Annotated in this window: 11 protein-coding genes and 5 tRNA genes; 14 read left to right on the forward strand and 2 right to left on the reverse strand. The window is 30.7% G+C overall.

The genetic code is table 4. The features are described from left to right. Positions 1-16: 16 nt before the first annotated feature. Genes ACOMC1_RS01730 through ACOMC1_RS01745 form a run of 4 tightly spaced genes read left to right on the forward strand, consistent with a single transcriptional unit; the run spans position 17 to position 5,449 of the window. Positions 17-1,699, forward strand: coding sequence for a polysaccharide biosynthesis C-terminal domain-containing protein (locus ACOMC1_RS01730; protein WP_420330927.1), 1,683 nt, complete (start codon positions 17-19; stop codon positions 1,697-1,699). Further along, the gene (locus tag ACOMC1_RS01735; RefSeq protein ID WP_420330928.1) at positions 1,683-2,390 is read left to right on the forward strand and encodes a LicD family protein; all 708 of its coding nucleotides are present in this window, start codon (positions 1,683-1,685) and stop codon (positions 2,388-2,390) included. Before ACOMC1_RS01730 ends, ACOMC1_RS01735 begins: the two co-directional genes overlap by 17 nt. A gap of 36 nt (positions 2,391-2,426) precedes the next feature. Further along, the gene (locus ACOMC1_RS01740; RefSeq protein ID WP_420330929.1) at positions 2,427-3,494 is read left to right on the forward strand and encodes a glycosyltransferase; all 1,068 of its coding nucleotides are present in this window, start codon (positions 2,427-2,429) and stop codon (positions 3,492-3,494) included. A gap of 17 nt (positions 3,495-3,511) precedes the next feature. Continuing rightward, positions 3,512-5,449, forward strand: a complete 1,938-nt coding sequence (locus tag ACOMC1_RS01745) for a hypothetical protein (RefSeq protein ID WP_420330930.1) — start codon at positions 3,512-3,514, stop codon at positions 5,447-5,449. Between the two features lie 144 nt (positions 5,450-5,593). On the opposite strand, the gene ACOMC1_RS01750 is transcribed toward ACOMC1_RS01745, so the two are convergent. Next, positions 5,594-7,063, reverse strand: a complete 1,470-nt coding sequence (locus ACOMC1_RS01750) for an alpha/beta hydrolase (RefSeq protein WP_420330931.1) — start codon at positions 7,061-7,063, stop codon at positions 5,594-5,596. Positions 7,064-7,199: 136 nt separating this feature from the next. On the opposite strand from ACOMC1_RS01750, the gene ACOMC1_RS01755 reads away from it, so the two are divergent. The 9 genes from ACOMC1_RS01755 to ACOMC1_RS01795 all read left to right on the forward strand — a co-directional run bounded on the left by ACOMC1_RS01755 (position 7,200) and on the right by ACOMC1_RS01795 (position 14,347). Next, entirely contained in the window at positions 7,200-8,033 is an 834-nt protein-coding gene (locus tag ACOMC1_RS01755; RefSeq protein WP_420330932.1) for an MAGa7180 family putative nuclease, read from the forward strand. Positions 8,034-8,098: 65 nt separating this feature from the next. Continuing rightward, entirely contained in the window at positions 8,099-8,677 is a 579-nt protein-coding gene (locus tag ACOMC1_RS01760) for a YaaA family protein (protein ID WP_420330933.1), read from the forward strand. Positions 8,678-8,827: 150 nt separating this feature from the next. Then, on the forward strand, positions 8,828-10,657 hold the full coding sequence (locus tag ACOMC1_RS01765) for a GDSL-type esterase/lipase family protein (RefSeq protein ID WP_420330934.1): 1,830 nt from the start codon (positions 8,828-8,830) through the stop codon (positions 10,655-10,657). Positions 10,658-10,739: 82 nt separating this feature from the next. Continuing rightward, a complete protein-coding gene (locus tag ACOMC1_RS01770) occupies positions 10,740-12,026 on the forward strand; it encodes a hypothetical protein (RefSeq protein WP_420330935.1) in 1,287 nt (428 codons plus the stop codon). A gap of 47 nt (positions 12,027-12,073) precedes the next feature. Further along, on the forward strand, positions 12,074-13,816 hold the full coding sequence (locus ACOMC1_RS01775) for a DUF2779 domain-containing protein (RefSeq protein ID WP_420330936.1): 1,743 nt from the start codon (positions 12,074-12,076) through the stop codon (positions 13,814-13,816). Positions 13,817-14,012: 196 nt separating this feature from the next. Further along, a tRNA-Pro gene (locus tag ACOMC1_RS01780) sits at positions 14,013-14,089 on the forward strand. Positions 14,090-14,092: 3 nt separating this feature from the next. After that, positions 14,093-14,169 (forward strand) — tRNA-Ala (locus ACOMC1_RS01785). 1 nt (position 14,170) lies between these two features. After that, positions 14,171-14,247 (forward strand) — tRNA-Met (locus ACOMC1_RS01790). A 23-nt stretch (positions 14,248-14,270) separates the two neighbouring features. Beyond that, positions 14,271-14,347: transfer RNA gene (locus ACOMC1_RS01795), tRNA-Ile, on the forward strand. Between the two features lie 120 nt (positions 14,348-14,467). Here the strand turns inward: ACOMC1_RS01795 and ACOMC1_RS01800 are convergent. Beyond that, a tRNA-Ser gene (locus ACOMC1_RS01800) sits at positions 14,468-14,560 on the reverse strand. Between the two features lie 142 nt (positions 14,561-14,702). On the opposite strand from ACOMC1_RS01800, the gene ACOMC1_RS01805 reads away from it, so the two are divergent. Next, complete coding sequence (locus ACOMC1_RS01805) at positions 14,703-15,020, forward strand: FKBP-type peptidyl-prolyl cis-trans isomerase (RefSeq protein WP_420330937.1); 318 nt, start codon at positions 14,703-14,705, stop codon at positions 15,018-15,020. Positions 15,021-15,064 lie beyond the last annotated feature (44 nt).

Raw genomic sequence — 15,064 nt, forward strand, 5'->3', positions numbered from 1 at the left:
TTGTTATAATTAATCTATGCCTTCTAAACAAAAAACTTTTAAATTGGATAATGAAATCCACATAGAAAGAAAACACAGAAATCTAAATATTGTTTCCGGTTTAGCAGCCACTTTGATAACTGCGTTGTTAGCCTTTGTTTTCACTTTCTTTTTAATAAATCATATAGGGACAACTATAAATGGAAAACAAAAGTTGATATTAACCATCGTATCCTATTTCTCATTGGCTGAAGGTGGTATGACTATAGGGATCGCTTCAAAACTCTATAAACCACTTCGTGATGGCAATCACGAAGAAGTTACTAGAATATATAATGGAATGAAAAAGATGTACAAGCTTATTGGTTTATTTTATATAAGTATTGGGTTAATAGGAGCTATTGCGTTTTCATTGGTTTCTAGCGGAATAACCGATTCATCAAAAATTCTATTTGTATTTGCTTTATTCATGATTAATGTTCTACCAGGTTTCTTGGATTATTTCTTTTTGGCTAGATATGTAACATTATTGCAAGCTGATAACAAAAGTTATCTAATAAATATGGCATTAGCATTCTTTAAGATTTTTTCATATACTATCGCAATATGTTTGGTTGTATTTGTTTTTAAAGAAAAAGATCTAATTATTAATTCGCATGATATCACTGGTATTAATGAAAATCACACCGTTAAATCAACAACATTACCAATAAATAAAAAAGCAATAATTGCTTTGGTGGCAATAGGTATTGTTGAATTTGCCAATGTTGTAGTTTATGCAGGTGTTTACTTATTGAAAAGACACTACTTTCAGAATATGTTGGTCAAAGATGTTAAAGAAGCTCAGAAAATACATGCAATTATTCTCTATACATTTATTTACAAGTTATCAACTATGGTAGTATTTTCAACCGATGCCATTACATTATCATTTGCATCACATGATCAATCTAAATCATTTTTATTATTAACACTTTATAGTTTGTATAGTTCTGTTGTTTCGATATTTAAGAATATTTTTGTTGCGATGCTAGATAATACACGTAGTTTTGTAGGCCGTAACATGAGTTCTCAGAAATATAAAGATAAAATTATCAGAGACTTATATGGAACTTCAATATTATTCGCATGTGTTATCTTTATGGCAATTACTGTGATTTCACCAATTGCTATTGATTTGGTTTTTAATAAAAATAAATATTTTATGCCAACAATATCATTACTATTAGCTGTTACTATGTTTCTTTATTTATTATCCACTCCTTCAAGGATTATTGTAGAAGCAAAAGGTGACTTTAAGGGAACTTGAAAGATAATAGCCGCAGAGGCCGTCATCAACCTAGTCATTTCAATTGGCTTAGTATTTAAATTTACTATTTATGGAGTAATTATCGCAACTATCATATCAATGACGTTTAAATTAATTGCGTTTGAGATATACGCGTATAAAAAATGAGGGTTTACACTGTTCACAAAGCCTAATGCGAGATGAATACTTATGGTAATCTTTACAATTACATTTGTTTCAATATCACAATGATGATTATTGACGCATTATGAAAGAGGGTTTGACTTTACAAATGGATGGATGAAAACTTGATTAAATCCAATCCAATTATTTATAGTTGGAGTTACTGGATTGATTTCAATGTGAGCAATATGATTTATATTATTTAAAAAAGATGCAACTAAGGGAGGAAAAAATGAAATCAATTCATAAGAAATTATATAAATACCTGGATACAATAAGGGATTTTTACGAAGAAAGAGGGCTAAAGTTGACTGCAACAGCAGGAACATTGCTAGGAGCGATTAGGGACAAAGGGATCATCGAGTGAGATGATGATATTGATCTGCAAATCACCGAAAAGGATGCTAAGAAATTTCTTAACATAACTAAAGAGTTTGAGGAAAAAGTTGGTTGAAACTGTTATTGACATGAACCAATTAATGGATACAAATTCTTAGATAAGAAAGGCAAAGAAATACCTGTAGACATTTTTGTACTTAGACCTACAATCAAAAAAATTAGCTTATTTAAAAAAATAAAAATAAATCTTATTTTAATTAAAATTATTAAAATGTCTAGTATTAAGTGTTTTAGGAATAGAAAACACAAAATTATCACTAGAATGGCAAAACCATTTGCACATATGTTAATTCGAGGCAAAAAAACATATTCCGATATAGAAAAACTCATGAGAGATCAATATTCAGAAGTATATGCAGAATTATCCTCTCCTATTGTAAGAAAAAAGACCTTAATTAACTTTAAAGATACTAAAGAGGTGATTGAAGTGCCTTTCGGAGAAACAAAGATATATGTTTATAAAAATTTTGAGAAAAAACTTGAAAGAGAATATGGGGATTGAAAAACACCAAAAGTATGAGCAGATCATGGGAATGAATAATTCTCATTTTTTCTTTTTTAAATATATAATTAAATTATGAAAAAAATTGCAATTTTACATTATTCTCTTGGAGGAACAGGTGGACTATCAAGAATGTCAACTACTTTAGCAAATTATTGAGTTAATCAAGGTCATGATGTTATTAGAATCGGTCTTGATCAACCTGTTATTGAATCGCCTTACTTTGTAGATGAAAAAGTGGTGCAGACCACATTAAGGAAAAATAAAGAAGTAAGTACTAATAAATTTAGTTTCTCGCCAACTTTTATTTGAAGGATAACAACCACATTAATTCCAAATGGATTGATAACAAAAAAACGTTTGAATAAATCCTTGGAAGATAGAGATGTTATTATTGTTCAAAACCCACTGATTTTAAAATGATTATCAAAAAAGAATAAGCAAAAAACCACTTTATATCTACACCACCAATACGGAGGTGGGGCATTGATGGGTAGGTTAATTAATTTTCAAAAACACACCATTAATAAGAAGGTGAAAAAAGTGGTTTGTTTAGATCCAAAAACCGAAAAGATCCTTAACAACAAATTTAAAAATGTCGAGTTTAAGTTTATCCCAAATTTCTTGAATGGTGAAATGAAACCATTGAAACCAAAAAGACAAAATATAACATTTATGGGAAGGATTGCGCATATAAAAAATATTGATTGAATCGTTGCTGCATCAAAAGAAATAAAAAATGACATATATATTTATGGAAATATTGCGGATGACTATAAAAAAACTTGAGATTCCATGGAGAAACCAAGTAACTTAAAATATATGGGAAGAACCAATAATGCTTTGGAAGTGCTTGCCAACTCCAAAATAGGACTACACACCGGTTCAATTGAGGGTTATAGTTTATCAATGATAGAATCCGCTTGTGCTGGTAATTTATTGGTTAGTGCACCTTCATGGGACTCATTTGATGAGAACATAAAAGATATCATGTATATAGCGAATAATAAACAAGAGTTTATCTCACAACTTAAAAAAGCTATAGAGGCACCTTTACCTACAAAGAAACAAGTTGATCGAATCAAAGAATATTATTCATTCGAAAGATACATTCAAATATTGGAAGGTTATATCTTTACTTAAAAAGGTATAATTTTTTTATGCTAATTTTATTCATAATATCAACTTTATTAATGCCTTTCATGGTTTCGCTACTTTGAAAGAAGCAACATGTGGTAAGTATATATGTTGTTTCTTTTGTTTCTGTATTGTTAGTCATTAATGTATTAAATTCCTGAGTTATTAACATATGAGTTATTAGAATTCTTTTCATCCTTGGTTATGCGTTTCTTTACTCATTCCTTGGCTTCGTAGCTATTAAAAATAAAAAAATAAATTTAGAGAATTTGGTAAAGACATTTAAATGAATATTACCTTTATATGTTTCAATGGGATTGATGTTCTTTGTGAGATTATGATTTACAAGAATGAACACAGATGCTCTGTGATATGCAAATATTTCTAACTACATTCAAGGCAATAAAATGATAACTGACGATCCTGTATATAAAATCACTTCTTTTTATAGTTTTGCAGCGTTATTCCCAAAACCAATAAATGTATTCAGTTTTGGAGGAGATGTTATTGTGATTTCAATATTATCGACGGCATTATTCAAAATAATTGATGATGCGCGAGAAGAAAGGGATTGATTCACTTGGTTAATAATTGTTATTGTGTCGCTAGTAGCTTCCTTAACACTTCCGTTTGTCACATCATCATTAAATTGGGTAATTGTTTCTTTAGTTATCATTGTGATGTTCGCTATTAAGGATGATATAAAATTATTCTTGTTGACTCCTATTGCATTCACTATATTCTCATTCTCTTCAATGTTATTATTGCCAGTTGCATTGATTTATGTATTGCTTGCTAAAAAGTTTACATTAAAAAATATTATTGATATTATTGTGGTATTTGTGATGTCAAACGTTATATTTGCGATCGCATTATTAAAATTATCTAATAAATTAATGATAATTCCATTTTTATTAACTCCAATATTATTCTTATCATATACAAGGTTTATCAAAGAAATAGAGATAAATGGTTTAATACTATTAATTCAAAATAGAATCGTAAAACAAAAAGACCTTCAAGAGAAGAAGTGAACAAAAAAACAAAAACATATATCATTGATAATTTCGGTTGTTATTGGTTTGATGGTTATTTCAGCAATAATTTACTTCACAGATCGTCGCAATAGTTCCTTGAGGACGTTTTCAAAAATAATAACAGATTACTATATATGAATGATCCCTTGCTTTATTTGAATTATTTTAAATTCATTATGAAATAGAAAGATGACTTCATGAGTAAAAATTATAGTGAGTTACATATTAACTATAACTTTCTACAGCATTGTTATTAAAATTTATTCACGAGTTCCATCTTACATATTTTATAGAACGGCCGAGCCAGTAAGTTTGATGGTATTGTCATTATTTGTAATATTCATATATGAAAATTATTCATGAAAGAAATTCAATTGAAAATTATCTGCAACACTTGTTGTTTCAACTCTATTACCTGTGGGATTAGTTGTTGAAGTTTCAATACCAAAATACTTTTATTCAAATCCTTCAACTAATATTGAAGAGAATTACAAATGAATCAAAGATAGTGAATGGAAGACTATTGAAAAGTTCACTTCAGATAATCCAAACAAAAAAGTTTATTCTGATTTACCTATTTTTATAATGGAAACAAAAGGTAGAAAGAAAAATACTATAATGACTGCTACTGGACAAAGAGAGTTGTTCCACGGAGATATGTTCGTTTCGATGAAGGGTAGAATAAAATACCTTGAAGAGAATCTTGAAAATATTCAAAAAGATGTTGATAATGATGGTATTTTCAAATGAACCATCGAATATGCAGAAATGTATGGTGATTGAAGTAAAATAAATCCAACTGATACATTTATATTTAGACACAAGGAATATGCTGATAGAATAATCAAACACTACAAGACTTCAAGAGCGAATAAGCCATTGGAAATAAAAAATCTCAATGGTTTATATGTAGTATCAATGTAAAAAGCAATTATTTGACTTTTATAAAAAAACCTATATAATAATTAAAGTGTTATAGAAGGAAGTAACCGCCCAGGCTTGCCTGGGTATTCTCCCCTACTTAACACGGAGCTTCGGCTCCTTTTTTTATGCAATAAAAAACACCAACTAAATTGATGTTTTACCATATTGTCCACTTACGAATTTATTGACACCAGCAACAAACTCTTTTATATACTCTCTACCTATCTTAACGTGTCCAGCTTTTTTCATAAATAAGGCTGAAGTAGGAAGGGATTTATTTTCTTGTCTTTTATTTCATAGGTTAGTTCCCATTGATGGAGGAACGATGAAATCTTTACCACCGTGAATAATCATTAATGGTTGTTTAACTAGATTGATATCTTTTAAGAAATCTCTTTCACCTCAATATGTTCCTGTAAGGAATCTATATAAGGGGAAGGCTTGAGGCATAACAATTTTGTGTGATACTTTAAATTGATCTGTCATTGCTGCTAGCTCTGCTTTTGGTGATGTATATCCTGATTCTTCTATTAACTTAACATCTGTTTTAGAATTTTCAATTGTGCCTTGGTATTTAGTTCCGAATGAAATTGTTGTTGCTGCACCATTTGAAATACCGTATATAAGTAGATGCGCTGGTGAGTATTGTTTAATAACTGCTTTAAAGGCATTGTTTAGATCATCTGCCTCTTTAAGTGCATATGTTCTGTGAAGGTCTCTATTAGCTCCAAATCCACGCATATCAAATGAAAGCATTTTATATTTCTCGGTTGTAACTTTATTTGACTTATCTTTTGATTTAATATCATTGTAGAAGATTTGTGCATATCTCATAGCTGTATAACGTGTACCATTTAAACCATGAACAAATAATACAAGGTTATCATGTTTTTTAATTGGGTCAGCTTTTGGTGCTCATTCATAGATATTTGTAACATTTTCATCAATCTTAAATGTAGCTGGAGATTTTTTTGGTTCCACATCTCAATTTTTACTAAAAGGTTTGTACCCCATCTTTTTATCTAACTTAGCGGTTGCTGTTATATTTTCAGCTTTACTTGCTGCTAAAGAAGGACGTTTAATAAAGATTCAAAGTATTGGGAAAATTATTGAAGTTAAAAGCATTCAAGCTGCAACAATAATTGTAAGGATAAATACTGTTAAAGAAACTCCTTTTGGAAGCCCCTTCATTTTTTTTCAATGGAAATGTTCGAACAACACGAGTCCTATTTGGAAAGGTATTAATATAAATAGTGTTGTATAAGATATAACACCATATAAAGGAGATTTAACTGATACGAGAATACCCAGTGTACAAATTAACACCATTATAAATGCAGCGACTTGTGCTTTATAGGAGTGTGTATTCTTTACTGGTATTGAAATCATAGTCGCTAATCCAAATGTAGCTGATACAGCAAATATTATTCCGCCAATAAAGTTAATGACACCCGCGGGTATTTCATCAATCTTGCTATATACAAGACCAATAGTTAATGAAACAGCAAATATTTCAATAAGTATTTGGAATGTATAAAGAATTAATAGTGATCTTTTACTTGGTTCTACGATATGTTTTGACTTTATTTTTTCTGAAGTTTTTTGTTCGTTCATGTATGTTACCTTCTATCTTATAAAGTATTATATTCCCATTTGATAGTAAGTTGTCAAAAGAAAGTAATAATTAACATGGTATTACATTTATTTTAAATATTAGATAACCCAACAAGTTAAAAGGTATAATAAAACTATGAATATTAAAAGACACTTTTATAACGGAAGAGAGTATTCTCTAGATACTGAACAAAAAGTATTAAGATTACTGCCAAACTTCCACGAAAAACTAAAAAATAAAAACTTATGAGGGAGATTCGGATTTAAAAAAATGGGTGGTTCATCAGTTGGTGATGTTTTAGAAACAGACCAATTTAAATCACCATTCAAAGCATTTGCAAGAATGTCTTGATTAGATATGCCTATTTTAAATAAAAAGTATATCAATGCTGGGGTTGCAGTTGAACCTAAGGTTCTTGACTTAATAAGATCTCAACCGGGAGTGCAATCTGTAAAAGGGTTTGATGCAAAAGAATATAACTATGATTACTTTGCAGGTAAAGATGATATTATCGGGGGACTTCCTGACGGTCTTGCTCAACCTGGTAACGTTGTTATTGAGGTAAAAACAGCGGGTGCTAAAAAACTAGAACAATGAAAACGTTTTGGTGTTCCCGAATCATACTTAAAACAAGCTCAACTATATACATACTTAATGGGATTAGAAACATATGCTATTGTCGGAACTTTCTTAGAAGAAGAAGATTATGCAATTCCTGAGTTATACCCAATTCAAGAACGTAAAACTAAAACTTGACCTTTTAAAATTAATAGAACACAAGTTGAAGATGATATAAACACTATAAAAACTTGATATAGAAAATATACACAAGCCGGTGTTTCACCTCAATACGACGAAAGAAGAGATAAAGATTTAATTGATTTCTTACTATGTCGTGATGAACTTGAATGAAAAGCTCTTCAAGAAAAATGATTAGCTGCAGGTAAAATAGATCTTGCCTCACTATAAACTAACATCAGTTAGTTTTTTTATTTTCCATAATCACACGTTGATATATTTTGTATAATTTTTACATGAAAATTATTATAGGACCAGCAAAGACTTTTAACTTAGAAAATCCAGTAGATGCAACAGCACCAAGACCTATGCACATTCTTACTGCAAAAGAGATTTTCCCACAGTTTAAAGCTCTTTCATTAGAACAACATAAAGAACTTTACGGTTTATCAGACAAAAAGACACAAGAAGTTTATGACATGCATCAAGATCACGGTAAAAAACTTTACTATGCAATAGAAATGTATGCAGGACATGTGTATAAAGAATTAAAATTAGATGAATATGACAAAGAATGACTAAATGAACACGTAGTTATCATTGATTCTCTATATGGAATCATTAAACCTTATGATTTAATTGCACCTTACAGACTTTACTTCAATCTTAAACAAGATATCGTTGATTTAAAAGAAAAATGAGCAGATAAAATTAATGATTACTTCAAAGATGAAGATGAAATTATTAATTTAGCATCTAAAGAGTATTCTCAATTCATTAAAAAAGAAATGACTACTTTTGAATTTGAAGGTACAAACTTCAAACTTAAAGAAGCTAGAGGAAAAAAATTACACGAATTAATTAAAAAGAAATAAAAAAACTCTTATTACTCGGAAATTCCGAGTTTTATTTTTTGTTAATATAGTTTCAACCAAAAACTTTTTTCTTGCTTTTTTGTTTTTTCTATATATAATAAGTAGGAGTATAGTTTCAAATATATACTATTTTATATAAGAGGAGAAACGATGAGAACAAATAAAAAGTTTGTGTTAGGGATAGCTTCAACGGTAGCTGTTATAGCTATTCCTGTAACAACTGCAATTGCTTGTGGTTCTAAGGAAAAAGAAAGCCATCACAGAAGAGGAAGGGGAAAAGCTGACCCCAACGCTAGTGAAAAATTAATATCACAGGAAGAACGCAATAAAAGAATTAAAGAAATCAAGAAATATGAAGCATTGATAGCAAAAGCAGATGACGATAAAGAAAAAGTTATTGATTCCAAAAAAATAAACTTAGTTTCTTTAGGTGATTCTGTCGCATCTGGATTCACATTGCTAGAAGGTCTATCCGATAAACATAGAGGCTTCTATGATCCAAATACAAAAAAAGTAAGTGGTATATCATATGGTTCTTACTTAGCCAGGGCATTCCAAGAACAAAATATTTTGGGTGATTTCAATAACTTTGCAATTGCTGGTTCAACTACTGAAACACTATTGAATGTGGTTGACCCAACATACAAGCTTTCTAAGAAAGGTGAAGCTAAGAAAATCGAACTTGGATTTATAGTTTCTCCGGAAGAAAAAGAAAGATTTAAAAAAGCGCAAAAGAAAATCAAAGAAGCTAATTTAATTACTATTTCAATTGGTGCTAATGATATATTAGGTCGTCTAAAACTTGGAGGACTTTCAATAATGGAATTAATGACCAATCCTCAAGGTCTTGACTTCAGCAAAGGATTAGATAATCTTATAGATTTTGGTTCAGAAGAGAAGATGAAAGAAATTATTCAAGGCGCAAGATTAAATCTATTGCATACAATTGCAAAAATAAAAGAGGTTAACCCAACTGCAAAAATTGCCTTAGTTGGTTATCCAATGCCGGTTGCTCAATTAGGGCCATTATTACAATTGGTTGAAACCACTGATGAAGATGGAGTGACACAAAGTGTTGCTAATAAATTATTGGGTATGTTAGCATCTGTTTCATCATCAATATCATCGAAGTTTAAAACAATAGATTTCATTGATGCTAATGTTCCTGAAGAGTGGCGTGGAAAAGCTTTATCACTAGCTCCTAAATTAATGGATATACATCCAGGTCCAAAAGGTTATAGAGAAATGGCTGGAACTATTTTAGCTAATCTTACAGGATCATCAAAATTACATTCTCAGATTCCAAATAATGGAGACATTGAGAAGAGACTTAATAAGAATTACAAAGACATAATATTAAAATACATTGAAAAAGATAAAAACAACAATTTTAAAGCTACGCCATTAGGTAAAGAAGCCAAAGCTGTACAAGACAAAGCTACGCCAGAAGAGTTATTAATGGTTGCATCTAAAATGATTGATGGGATAGTTGGTTCGTTATTGAATTCCAATTCACCAGCACCTTCAGCAACAGATTCAACTGATAACTTGTACAACAATTACACAATGGATATAGGAAGTATGTTAATTAAACTTCAAAAAGTAGAACCACTATTTATTTCATTGTTAAAATCAGCGGAAGCTGGAATTCAAAATAAAGATAAAGAAATAAGTGAAGCATCCGATCAAAATGTTAAATATCTTTTTGCTAAAATAACGGATTCAATAGTGAAATACGTAGGAGCACAAGGGGAAGATATACAAAACGGCGCTAAATTATTGATTGGTGATTTAAGTAAAGCAAGTATTCCTACAGCGAAGGCAATATTAAAATTTGCTTTTAGACATGCTAAAGATTATATAGATAATGAAGCGGGATTAAGTTCATTAAAAACATGACTATATCAAGAAGACAAAGACGGAAAAGTACTTAAAGAAGTACTTAATAAAGGTGCGATAATACCTAAAAAGTATCAATAACAATCGCCAATATTTCAAAAAAGTATAATAAATCAGTGTTGATAGAAAACACATAAAATAAGAAATTCATAAGGGAGAGAATATGAACAAAAGAACAAAAATATCATTGGGTGCAGCTAGTGCACTAGTAGCGGTGGCAACACCAGTAGTTACAGCAGTTTCTTGTGGAAAAGAAGCAAAAACATCGAAGAAAGAATCAAGGCACGTTAAAGGTATTGCAGCAACACCTGGGGTAGAAAGTGTTAATGCGAAAATCGATTTAGATAAAATTTTCAAAAAAGCTAAAAAGAATTCAACTGATTTGAATATTAAAAACAAATTAGTTAAAACAGCTGGACCTTTAAAATATTTTGATGCACAATCAGATAAATATGTTGATCCACTATACTACACAGTTGGAAGTGTTATCGAAGAATTAATGACATCAATGTCTAAAGATGCACCTAAAATAAAACCTATTTTAAATAAATTGAAGAAGGATAATGGACTTTACAATATTTCTAAAGATATCATCCAAGGAATTTTAGATAAAAAAATATTGAAATTATATAATCCGAGTTCTGATAGTAAATCTGCAGAACTTAAAAAAGCTTCAATTAACGAAATTATAACTGCGCCAAGTGGACAAGGTGGATTATTAGGATTTGGTCTTGCGACAACAGCAATCCTACAAAGTCCATTAGCACTTATAAATGATGTAATTCAATCAGTTTGAAAAAACACAAAAGATGATCTTGAAAAAACAGGTATCACTGTTGGAGAAGTTGCTTCTTTATTAAGGCAAATTGATAAATCCAAAATTACAATTTCTTTAAAGAGTAACGGCAAAGAAATAAAATTACTTGACAAGAAACAAGTGAAAATACCTGATATGCTTTGAATAGTTTTCGGCGAAGGTAATAACAACTCTTTAGCAAAAACATTAGATGTATTAATGCCTAATTTGGATGCAGTTCTACCAAAATTATTCGGTAAACTTCCTGAAGAACCAGTTGGAAATTTAATTAGAAAATTATTATCAATGGAACCACTGGATACATCAAAACTTTCTAAAGCGGATAAAAAGAAATTAAAACCACAAGAAGATGCGAAATCAATATATCAAACTTCAAATAAAAACCAACCAGGTTTAAGTGGTGGTATTGGTGGACTTATGGAATTATTCAAAGATGCCACTATAGGTAAAATTAATGCCGCAATTGTAAGAATTGCAAGACACGATGTTTCACCAATAGATCCTAGATTAAAATTAGAGGCTAAGGATGTAGAAAAATTAATGAAACTACTTCCAATACCAACTAAATATAAATCAATGCTTGGATTAACTCTTTCTATAATGGGTAGAGTAGCTGATCTTTACCAAGCTTAATAATTAATAAACAACCTTACGCGGTTGTTTTTCTTTATAATTGAAACATGGAAAAAATAGAAGAAAAAATAACATTTGCAAAACTTAAGAAATTACTAACTAGCCAACCATATTTTGTTTGACATTCAATCGATGATTTAGGATTCGATAAAAATGAAGATGACAATGATCAATTTACATTCCAAATACCTGGAATCATTGATATTATTGCTCCAACGATAACTGAAGTTCAAACAAAAACATTCCACAGAGTTAACAGAGAATTCTTTGAATATGTTCGTTCTATGGGTAGAGCAGCTTGAACACCAAAAATGATGTCTATGGAAGAAAGAGCCGAAGAAACTAAAAAGATGATGAGGAACCCTGGTATAGATATAATCTTTGAACCAGTTTTCCAATATGGAGATGCTTTCTCTGTTCCAACTCTTTATGATAAAAAACAGAAAAAGATTTCAAACTTAAAAATTTCTTCTTCTACTAAAAAGATAGACCTTATCAAACCATACTTCGATTATCAAATTGCTGATAAATGTAAAGTTCCAGTTAATGAAATTTCATACTTTGTTTTAGATACAAAGAAATATAAAGCTTTTGAAATAGGATTCTATGAAACTTTTAAAGTTAATACATCTTCAACTGCAAGAAATGATAAAAATGCAAAAGATCATAATGATTTTGTAACAATGCGTAAAAAGAAAACTGGTAATGGAGTTAATAAGAAAGGTGTTCACGATGAACCACATACAATATTTGATATTGTTGCTTGTGCAGTTCCGTTCGGACCTAAAAAGAACCCTATTATATTCGAAGGTATTGATTATTACTTAAGATTGATTAGAGAAGCTAAAACTGCTGAATTCCAAAATGGTTTAACGGCAGAAGACAACGGAAGAATGGGTCCAAACCCAATGTCTTCAACAATAATAGAATACTTACATCCTGAGTTCTTAGGATACAATGGTAAATTTGTTAAAAAGAAAGATATTCAAGAAGGTAAAACACTTGAACAAATAGCACAAGACAGTGTTCTTGTTGATGCACTATTGAATCGCTCTCTTTCAATCACCGATAGAGATGATGCAATGTCTTATGTAACTAAACTAGATAATTCAAGAGTTATTTGATATGACTTTGAAGGATTCTCATTACCATTCCCAACTATTGATGGATTTAACCCATTCCAACAAGCTACATTCCAAGTTTCGATAATTGAAACAAATAAAATGGAAGAAACTTCAGGGATAAACTACATCTTTGACCCTAAAACATTCTCTTACACAGACTTCCCTAAAATGATAGATATGATTTATTCTGGTGGAGCAGATTACTATGTTGTGTTTAATGCTGGATATGAAAATCCAAGAATGTTAGAAATGGTTGCAACATTAAGAGATATGAATTACCCCGGTTGAACAGAAGTTCAAGATAAAGTTTATTGAATTATCGAAAGAACAGTTGACCTTGCAAAACCATTCGCGGCTGGTTCAAAAGATGGGTTACCAGTTATATTCATTCCAGAATTAAAAGGTAAACACTCAATTAAATTAATTGAGAAATACATCACAAAACATAAATATTGATTTAAAGATATGATCAAACCATATAAAGATTTAACTATTCAAAATGGTGGTATGGCAATGGATGCAGCTATCCAAAGAGCTATCAATGTTATTGGTGATGAAGAATGAGAAGAAAAACAAATTGTATTAAAAGAGTATTGTGAAAATGATGTTCGTGCAATGATAATGGTTTACACATTAATAAAAGAATTATTGAAAACAACTAAGTAAGTTGTTTTTTTAATTACCTATATTAATTAGGTTATATTATTGGTGTTTACTTCCTCAGAATGAACTTTATACATCTAATAAAAAAAGATAAATAAGTAACTTTAATGAAAAGAATATTTTTTTTACAAAAAAGTCATTTTTTTATATATAATAATAAAGCACTATATGAAAACCAACATATATGTGAAACAACTGTGGAGAAGTAGCTCAGCTTGGTAGAGCGCTACGTTTGGGACGTAGTGGTCGAAGGTTCAAATCCTTTCTTCTTCACCATTTGGGGGGGTAGCTCACTTGGCTAGAGCACCTGCCTTGCACGCAGGGGGTAGTGGGTTCGATTCCCATCCTCTCCACCATGTCACGGTAGCTCAGTTGGTTAGAGCATCCGGTTCATACCCGGAAGGTCGAGAGTTCGAATCTCTCTTGTGACACCAAATGGAATTATTCCGTCGTACGTGGACCTATAGCTCAGTTGGTTAGAGCACTCGGCTCATAACCGATCGGTCACAGGTTCGAGTCCTGTTGGGTCCACCATATCATCCTTAATAGAGGATGTTTTTTTTCGCAAAAATTCACCACCATAAAAGAAGTGAACAATAATCATTTATAAAAAAGGCAAAGAAAAAACCAGGCTTTAGGCCTAGTTCCTACAAATGGCGGGCAAAGAGGGATTCGAACCCCCGCGGGCCGTGAAGCCCCTGCTGGTTTTCAAGACCAGTCCCTTCAGCCAGACTTGGGTATTTGCCCATTTGTGAAGTGCCTTATTATTATAATATAAAAAAACATTTTTTTGCAAGAAATTCTTATAAATATTTTTTTAGGTAAAAGCACTTGGTTAATCATTGGTATTTATATTGTGTATAATTTAAAAAAATAACAAGGAGTATATATGTCATTACAAAGAGATAACAGAGCATTAATTAAATTTGAAGGAAGAATTGGTGGAGACACATATGAAACATCAACAGCTTTCCCAGGAGGAACATCAACAAGAGTATATCCATTAATCATTGGATCTAACTCATTCATCGGCGCAGGTAAAGATTTTACAACAGGTAAAGACTACAAAGGGTTTGAAGAACAATTAATAGGTATGGAAAAAGGGGAAACAAGAATTATTGAAGTTATTTTCCCACAAAACTACCACGCAGCAGAGTTTGCAGGTAAAGTTGCATTCTTTAAAGTTGAACTAGATGATTTCTCATAATTAGGTCTTAGACCTTTTTTTATTTGCTTTTTATATGTTAGGTT

Origin of the sequence: Mycoplasma todarodis (genome assembly GCF_965212735.1) — a bacterium.
GTDB lineage: Bacteria > Bacillota_I > Bacilli_A > Mycoplasmatales > Metamycoplasmataceae > Mycoplasma_K > Mycoplasma_K todarodis_A.